This window comes from Enterobacter cloacae complex sp. P1B, from assembly GCF_014982345.1.
Taxonomy (GTDB): Bacteria; Pseudomonadota; Gammaproteobacteria; order Enterobacterales; family Enterobacteriaceae; genus Enterobacter; species Enterobacter bugandensis.
The window spans coordinates 259,459-267,423 of the sequence record NZ_JADCLF010000004.1 but is presented as its reverse complement, the minus strand read 5'-3'; the positions used below and the strand labels follow the sequence as shown (position 1 = coordinate 267,423).

Below are 7,965 nucleotides of genomic sequence, written 5' to 3'. Positions count from 1 at the left end.
TTCGCGATAATCGCGTCGCCAAACTCTGAGCATTTCAGCAGCTTAGCGCCTTCCATCAGACGTTCGAAGTCATAGGTGACGGTTTTCGCGTTAATCGCGCCTTCCATACCTTTGACAATCAGGTCTGCGGCTTCGAACCATTCCATATGACGCAGCATCATCTCTGCGGAGAGGATGATAGAGCCTGGGTTCACTTTGTCCTGGCCTGCGTATTTTGGTGCAGTACCGTGGGTTGCTTCGAACAGGGCGCACTCGTCGCCGATGTTCGCGCCAGGGGCGATACCGATACCGCCAACCTGTGCCGCCAGGGCGTCAGAAATGTAGTCACCGTTCAGGTTCATACAGGCGATCACGTCGTATTCAGCAGGACGCAGCAGGATCTGCTGCAGGAACGCATCGGCGATCACATCTTTAATGATGATCTCTTTGCCGGTGTTCGGGTTCTTGATCTTCTGCCACGGGCCGCCGTCGATCAGCTCACCGCCGAACTCTTCGGTCGCCAGCTGGTAGCCCCAGTCTTTGAACGCGCCTTCGGTGAACTTCATGATGTTGCCCTTGTGAACCAGGGTCACAGAATCACGGTCGTTGGTGATCGCGTATTCGATGGCCGCACGCACCAGGCGCTTGGTCCCTTCTTCAGAGCACGGCTTAATGCCGATACCGCAGTGCTCAGGGAAGCGAATTTTCTTCACGCCCATCTCTTCGCGCAGGAATTTAATCACTTTTTCTGCATCAGCAGAGTCCGCTTTCCACTCGATACCCGCGTAGATGTCTTCTGAGTTTTCGCGGAAGATAACCATGTCGGTCAGTTCAGGGTGCTTAACCGGGCTTGGGGTGCCCTGATAGTAACGAACCGGACGCAGACACACGTACAGGTCCAGCTCCTGACGCAGCGCCACGTTCAGAGAACGGATGCCGCCGCCGACCGGAGTGGTCAGTGGGCCTTTAATAGCAACGCGGTAGTCGCGGATCAGGTCCAGCGTTTCCGCTGGCAGCCAGACGTCCTGGCCATAAACTTGCGTTGATTTCTCACCGGTGTAAATTTCCATCCAGGAAATTTTACGCTCGCCTTTGTAGGCTTTCTCAACAGCGGCATCAACCACTTTCAGCATTGCCGGGGTAACGTCTACACCGATACCGTCGCCTTCGATGAACGGAATAATCGGATTGTGAGGAACGTTAATCTTGCCGTTTTGCAGGGTGATCTTTTTACCTTCCGCCGGAACAACTACTTTGCTTTCCATTAACCTCTCCTTCGAGCGCTTCTGGTTGTTACTGATCTTATGTTAATAAATTGTAATGAGCCCTTCGATAGTACCTGATTGTCCTGCGCCATGAAAGGTCTTCGTTATTAGGCTATAATGCGGCAATTGATAACGCCTGAAAATACCATGAAGAAAACTTCTTTTACAAAACACCGGGTTGAGCGATTCAGCTCGCGACAAGCCGCCAGACGACCGCAAGAAACCCAGCCAAAGCGGGTTATTCTGTTCAATAAACCCTACGATGTTTTGCCGCAGTTTACCGATGAGGCCGGACGCAGCACGCTGAAGGATTACATCCCCGTTCAGGGCGTCTACGCCGCCGGTCGCCTGGACCGGGACAGCGAAGGACTTTTGGTCCTAACCAACGACGGCGCCCTACAGGCAAAGCTTACGCAGCCGGGCAAACGCACCGGCAAAATTTACTTTGTGCAGGTTGAAGGCGAGCCGGACGAAGAGACGCTGGCGAAACTGCGCAGCGGGGTGACGCTGAACGACGGTCCCACCCTGCCCGCCGGTATTGAACGCGTGAATGAGCCGGAGTGGCTGTGGCCGCGTAACCCGCCCATTCGCGAGCGCAAATCCATCCCGACAAGCTGGCTCAAAATCACCCTGTATGAAGGCCGCAACCGCCAGGTGAGGCGAATGACCGCGCACGTCGGCTTCCCTACCCTACGTCTGATTCGCTACGCCATGGGCAGCTACACGCTGGATACGCTGGCAAACGGCGAATGGCGCGACGCTGACCCTTAAGGAGAAACGATGTTTAAACCTCATGTTACGGTCGCCTGCGTGGTGCACGCGCAGGGAAAATTCCTCGTTGTGGAAGAGAGCATCAACGGCAGGGCGCTGTGGAATCAGCCTGCCGGGCATCTTGAAGCCAATGAAACGTTGCTGCAGGCCGCGAAGCGCGAGCTCTGGGAAGAGACCGGCATTCGCGCTGAGCCCCAGCACTTCATTCGCATGCACCAGTGGATTGCGCCCGACAGCACCCCATTCCTGCGCTTTTTATTCGCCGTTGAGCTTAGCGAAACGTGCGCCACAGAACCGCATGATGACGATATCGATCGCTGCCTGTGGGTCACCGCCGAGGAGATCCTGAACGCGCCAAACCTGCGCTCACCGCTGGTTGCGGAAAGCATCCGCTGCTGGCAGTCAGGCGCACGCCTGCCGCTGGGTGTCATCGGAGAATTTAACTGGCCGTTTACAGAGGGTGTCAACGGTGGGGGGGCGTGATAGAATACGCCGCCTTGAAGTTCAATGTCGTGAGTATTCCATGTCAGATAACAGCCAGAAAAAAGTGATCGTCGGCATGTCCGGCGGTGTCGATTCCTCCGTTTCCGCCTACCTGTTGCAGCAACAGGGCTATAAGGTGGAGGGCCTGTTCATGAAGAACTGGGAGGAAGACGATGGCGAGGAATACTGCACTGCCGCAGCGGATCTCGCCGACGCGCAGGCCGTATGCGACAAGCTCGGCATTGAACTGCACACCGTTAACTTTGCCGCAGAATACTGGGACAACGTCTTTGAACTGTTCCTGGAAGAGTACAAAGCGGGCCGTACCCCGAACCCGGATATTCTGTGCAATAAAGAGATCAAATTTAAAGCCTTCCTGGAATTCGCCGCGGAAGATCTGGGCGCTGACTACATTGCGACCGGTCACTACGTGCGTCGTGCGGACGTGAATGGCAAAAGCCAGCTGCTGCGCGGCCTCGACGGCAATAAAGACCAGAGCTACTTCCTTTATACGCTGAGCCACGAACAGATTGCGCAAAGCCTGTTCCCGGTCGGCGAACTGGAAAAGCCGGAAGTGCGTAAAATTGCCGAAGAGCTGGACCTGATCACCGCGAAGAAAAAAGACTCCACCGGTATCTGCTTTATCGGCGAGCGCAAATTCCGTGATTTCCTGGGCCGCTACCTGCCTGCACAGCCAGGTAAAATTGTCACCGTTGATGGCGACGAGATTGGTCAGCATCAGGGGCTGATGTACCACACCTTAGGCCAGCGTAAAGGGCTGGGTATTGGTGGGACGAAAGAAGGCAGCGAAGATCCGTGGTACGTGGTCGACAAAGACGTCGAAAACAATATTCTGGTGGTGGCTCAGGGTCACGACCACCCGCGTCTGATGTCCGTTGGCCTTATCGCACAGCAGTTGCACTGGGTCGATCGCGAGCCCCTGAAAGGCACGCTGCGCTGCACGGTGAAAACGCGCTACCGCCAGACCGATATTCCTTGCACCATCACCGCGCTTGATGACGACCGTATTGACGTCCGTTTCGACGAGCCGGTCGCCGCCGTTACCCCGGGCCAGTCTGCTGTCTTCTACAGCGGCGAAATCTGCCTGGGCGGCGGGATCATTGAACAGCGCCTGCCGCTGCCCGCTGTTTAACCGATTGCACACATAAAGGAGACCGTGTGGCGAAGAATTATTATGACATCACCCTGGCGCTGGCAGGAATTTGCCAGTCTGCTCGTCTGGTGCAACAGCTGGCGCATCAGGGTCACTGTGACGCTGATGCCCTGCACGTTTCGCTCAACAGCGTTATCGACCTCAACCCCGGTTCAACCCTGGGCGTGTTCGGCGGCAGCGAAACCAATCTTCGTCTCGGTCTTGAAACCCTGCTTGGCGTGCTTAACGCCAGTAGCCGTCAGGGGTTAAACGCGGAACTGACCCGCTACACCTTAAGCCTGATGGTGCTTGAGCGTAAGCTGAGCGCGGCAAAAGGCGCGCTCAATACCCTGGGCGATCGCATCGCCGGCCTACAGCGTCAGCTCGACCATTTTGACCTGCAGTCTGAAACGCTGCTGAGCGCCATGGCGGGCATTTACGTTGACGTCATCAGCCCGCTGGGCCCGCGCATTCAGGTCACCGGCTCCCCTGCCGTGCTGCAAAGCCCGCAGGTGCAGGCGAAGGTCCGCGCTTCCCTGCTGGCTGGGATCCGCGCCGCCGTGCTGTGGCATCAGGTTGGCGGTGGCCGCCTGCAGTTAATGTTTTCTCGTAATCGCCTGACTACTCAGGCAAAACAAATTCTTGCTCATTGTTAACCTCCCGGAGTTGCGAATTATGGAATTATCCTCACTGACCGCCGTATCCCCTGTCGATGGACGCTACGGCGATAAAGTCAGCGCGCTGCGCGGGATCTTCAGCGAATATGGTTTGCTGAAGTTCCGTGTTCAGGTTGAAGTACGCTGGCTGCAGAAGCTGGCCGCCCAGGCAGCAATCAAGGAAGTTCCTGCTTTTGACGAAAAGGCAAACGATTACCTTGATAAAATCGTTGCTGAGTTTAGCGAAGAAGATGCCGCGCGCATTAAAACCATTGAACGCACCACCAACCACGACGTGAAAGCGGTTGAGTACTTCCTGAAAGAGAAAGTGGAAAGCGTCCCGGCCCTGCATGCGGTATCCGAGTTCATTCACTTCGCCTGTACGTCCGAAGATATCAACAACCTGTCTCACGCGCTGATGCTCTCCACCGCGCGTAAAGAAGTGGTGCTGCCTTACTGGCGTAAAATCATCGACGCGGTGAAAGCGCTGTCCGTGGAATACCGCGACATTCCGCTGCTTTCCCGTACTCACGGCCAGCCAGCCACCCCATCCACGATGGGTAAAGAGATGGCGAACGTGGCGTACCGGATGGAGCGCCAATACCGTCAGCTGGAGCAGGTTGAAATTCTGGGTAAAATCAACGGCGCGGTCGGTAACTACAATGCCCACATTGCCGCGTACCCGGAAGTGGACTGGCATCAGTTCAGCGAAGAGTTCGTGACCTCTCTGGGGATCCAGTGGAACCCGTACACCACCCAGATTGAGCCGCACGACTACATTGCAGAGCTGTTTGACTGCATCGCGCGCTTCAACACCATCCTGATCGACTTCGATCGCGACGTGTGGGGCTACATCGCGCTGAACCACTTCAAGCAGAAGACCATCGCCGGGGAAATTGGCTCCTCCACCATGCCGCACAAAGTGAACCCAATCGACTTCGAAAACTCCGAAGGCAACCTGGGCCTGGCGAATGCCGTGCTGCAGCATATGGCGAGCAAGCTGCCGGTATCCCGCTGGCAGCGTGACCTGACCGATTCCACCGTGCTGCGTAACCTGGGCGTGGGCATTGGCTACGCGCTGATCGCGTATCAGTCCACCCTGAAGGGCGTGAGCAAGCTCGAAGTGAACCGTGACCGTCTTCTGGACGAGCTGGATCACAACTGGGAAGTATTGGCAGAGCCGATTCAGACCGTGATGCGCCGCTACGGTATCGAAAAACCGTACGAGAAGCTGAAAGAGCTGACCCGCGGTAAACGCGTCGATGCCGAAGGCATGAAACAGTTTATCGACGGTCTGGCACTGCCGGAAGAAGAGAAAACCCGCCTGAAGGCCATGACTCCGGCGAATTACATTGGCCGCGCCATCACCATGGTTGATGAGCTGAAGTAATGTTCCTTCCCCCCCTTTCCGCCCGGAAAGGGGGTTGCTTTTCCCCGGTTTACTGAATGTTTATCCCCACAGCAACATAATCAGCGTTAAACTATTCATACTATTTATTCTGGGAGAAAAGATGATGCGCGTACTGGTTGTTGAGGATAACGCATTGCTACGCCACCACCTGAAGGTTCAGCTTCAGGAGATGGGACATCAGGTGGATGATGCTGAAGATGCAAAAGAAGCCGATTATTATCTCAATGAACACCTGCCGGACATCGCCATTGTCGATTTAGGCCTGCCTGATGAAGACGGCCTGTCGTTAATTCGTCGCTGGCGCAGCCATGACGTTTCCCTGCCGGTTCTGGTTCTCACCGCCCGCGAAGGCTGGCAGGACAAAGTTGAAGTGCTCAGCGCCGGTGCGGATGATTACGTCACCAAACCGTTTCACATTGAAGAAGTGGCGGCGCGCATGCAGGCGCTGTTACGCCGCAACAGCGGGCTGGCTTCACAGGTTATCTCCATTCCGCCTTTCCAGGTGGATCTCTCCCGTCGCGAGCTGTCGATTAACGATGAAGTGATCAAGCTCACCGCGTTCGAATACACCATTATGGAAACGCTGATCCGTAACAGCGGAAAAGTAGTGAGCAAAGACTCCTTAATGCTCCAGCTCTACCCTGATGCTGAGCTGCGCGAGAGTCACACCATCGACGTGCTGATGGGCCGTTTGCGTAAGAAAATTCAGGCGCAGTATCCGCAGGACGTGATTACGACCGTCCGCGGCCAGGGCTACCTGTTCGAATTACGCTAAATGAGACGGATTTTGCGCCACATTCTGCCCCTCTCGCTGCGGGTTCGTTTTTTACTGGCAACGGCCGCGGTGGTGCTGGTGCTGTCGCTCTCCTACGGTCTGGTCGCCCTGGTGGGCTACAGCGTCAGCTTCGATAAAACGACCTTTCGACTGTTACGCGGCGAAAGTAATCTGTTTTATACCCTGGCCACATGGGAAGACAACCACATCACCGTTGAAATGCCGGAGAACCTGGATCAACAGAGTCCTACTTTAGCCCTGATTTACAATGAAAAGGGAAAGTTGCTTTGGGCGCAACGCGATATTCCGTGGCTGGCGAAAAGCATTCGTCCGGAGTGGCTCAAAACCAACGGGTTTCATGAGATAGAAGCCGATCTCAATACCACCAGCACGCTGATTCGCGAAGATCGCTCGATGCAGCAAAAGCTCAATGAAATCCGGGCTGACGACGCCGAGACGGAAATGACGCACTCAGTGGCGATCAATATCTACCCGGCGACCATGAACATGCCACAGTTAACCATTGTGGTGATCGACACCATTCCGGTTGAGCTAAAACGTTCCTATAAGGTCTGGGGCTGGTTCGTTTATGTTCTGGCCGCAAACCTGCTGCTGGTGATCCCGCTGCTTTGGGTGGCGGCGTGGTGGAGCTTGCGCCCTATTGAGTCCCTGGCGCGAGAGGTGCGCGAGCTTGAGGAACATCATCGTGAAAAGCTCAATCCGGAAACCACCCGTGAGCTGACCAGCCTGGTGCGTAACCTCAATCGCCTGCTGAAAAGCGAGCGTGAACGCTATGATAAGTACCGTACGACCCTGACCGACCTCACCCACAGCCTGAAAACGCCGCTGGCCGTAATGCAAAGCACCCTGCGTTCCATGCGCAGCTCAAGGCTGAGCGTCGACGATGCCGAGCCGGTGATGCTGGAACAAATCAGCCGAATCTCGCAGCAAATTGGCTACTATCTGCACCGCGCCAGCATGCGTTCCGGCAGCGCGCTCCTGAGCCGCGAGCTGCACCCGGTGGCCCCGCTGCTGGATAATCTCACGTCCGCCCTTAACAAGGTGTATCAGCGTAAAGGGGTCAACATCAGCCTCGACATTTCGCCTGAAATTAGCTTTGTTGGCGAAAAAAATGACTTTATGGAAGTGATGGGGAACCTGCTGGATAACGCCTGTAAATACTGCCTGGAGTTTGTTGAAGTATCGGCGCGCCAGACGGATAACGAGTTACACATTATCGTTGAGGATGATGGCCCCGGGATCCCGCTTAATAAACGTGATGTGGTGTTCGATCGCGGTCAGCGAGCGGATACGCTGCGCCCCGGTCAGGGCGTGGGTTTAGCCGTCGCCCGCGAGATTGTCGACCAGTATGACGGAAAAATCGAAACCAGCGAAAGCTTGCTCGGCGGGGCCAGAATGGAAGTGATTTTTGGTCGTCAGCAGCCCACATCGGACGATAGTTAACCCGTTAT

Annotated in this window: 8 protein-coding genes; 7 read left to right on the top strand and 1 reads right to left on the bottom strand. The window is 55.7% G+C overall.

Annotated features, from left to right (window positions below; all coding sequences use genetic code 11):
- Positions 1-1,244 (bottom strand): NADP-dependent isocitrate dehydrogenase (icd, locus tag INF77_RS04255; RefSeq protein WP_193543067.1); only part of this gene is annotated, 1,244 nt, incomplete at its 3' end.
- Between the two features lie 117 nt (positions 1,245-1,361).
- Here icd and rluE point away from each other — a divergent pair.
- From rluE to phoQ, 7 genes are all read left to right on the top strand, one after another.
- Positions 1,362-2,015: a 23S rRNA pseudouridine(2457) synthase RluE gene (rluE, locus tag INF77_RS04250; protein ID WP_193532271.1), complete on the top strand. Its 654-nt coding sequence runs from the start codon at positions 1,362-1,364 to the stop codon at positions 2,013-2,015.
- 9 nt (positions 2,016-2,024) lie between these two features.
- Complete coding sequence (locus INF77_RS04245) at positions 2,025-2,498, top strand: NUDIX hydrolase (protein ID WP_028012752.1); 474 nt, start codon at positions 2,025-2,027, stop codon at positions 2,496-2,498.
- A gap of 40 nt (positions 2,499-2,538) precedes the next feature.
- Positions 2,539-3,651: a tRNA 2-thiouridine(34) synthase MnmA gene (gene mnmA, locus INF77_RS04240; RefSeq protein ID WP_028012751.1), complete on the top strand. Its 1,113-nt coding sequence runs from the start codon at positions 2,539-2,541 to the stop codon at positions 3,649-3,651.
- Positions 3,652-3,677: 26 nt separating this feature from the next.
- Positions 3,678-4,307, top strand: a complete 630-nt coding sequence (gene hflD / locus INF77_RS04235) for a high frequency lysogenization protein HflD (protein ID WP_013097081.1) — start codon at positions 3,678-3,680, stop codon at positions 4,305-4,307.
- A 19-nt stretch (positions 4,308-4,326) separates the two neighbouring features.
- Positions 4,327-5,697: an adenylosuccinate lyase gene (gene purB / locus INF77_RS04230; protein ID WP_014883421.1), complete on the top strand. Its 1,371-nt coding sequence runs from the start codon at positions 4,327-4,329 to the stop codon at positions 5,695-5,697.
- Between the two features lie 124 nt (positions 5,698-5,821).
- Complete coding sequence (gene phoP, locus INF77_RS04225; protein ID WP_025911763.1) at positions 5,822-6,493, top strand: two-component system response regulator PhoP; 672 nt, start codon at positions 5,822-5,824, stop codon at positions 6,491-6,493.
- The gene (phoQ, locus tag INF77_RS04220; protein WP_045630113.1) at positions 6,494-7,957 is read left to right on the top strand and encodes a two-component system sensor histidine kinase PhoQ; all 1,464 of its coding nucleotides are present in this window, start codon (positions 6,494-6,496) and stop codon (positions 7,955-7,957) included.
- The last annotated feature ends 8 nt before the right edge of the window (positions 7,958-7,965 follow it).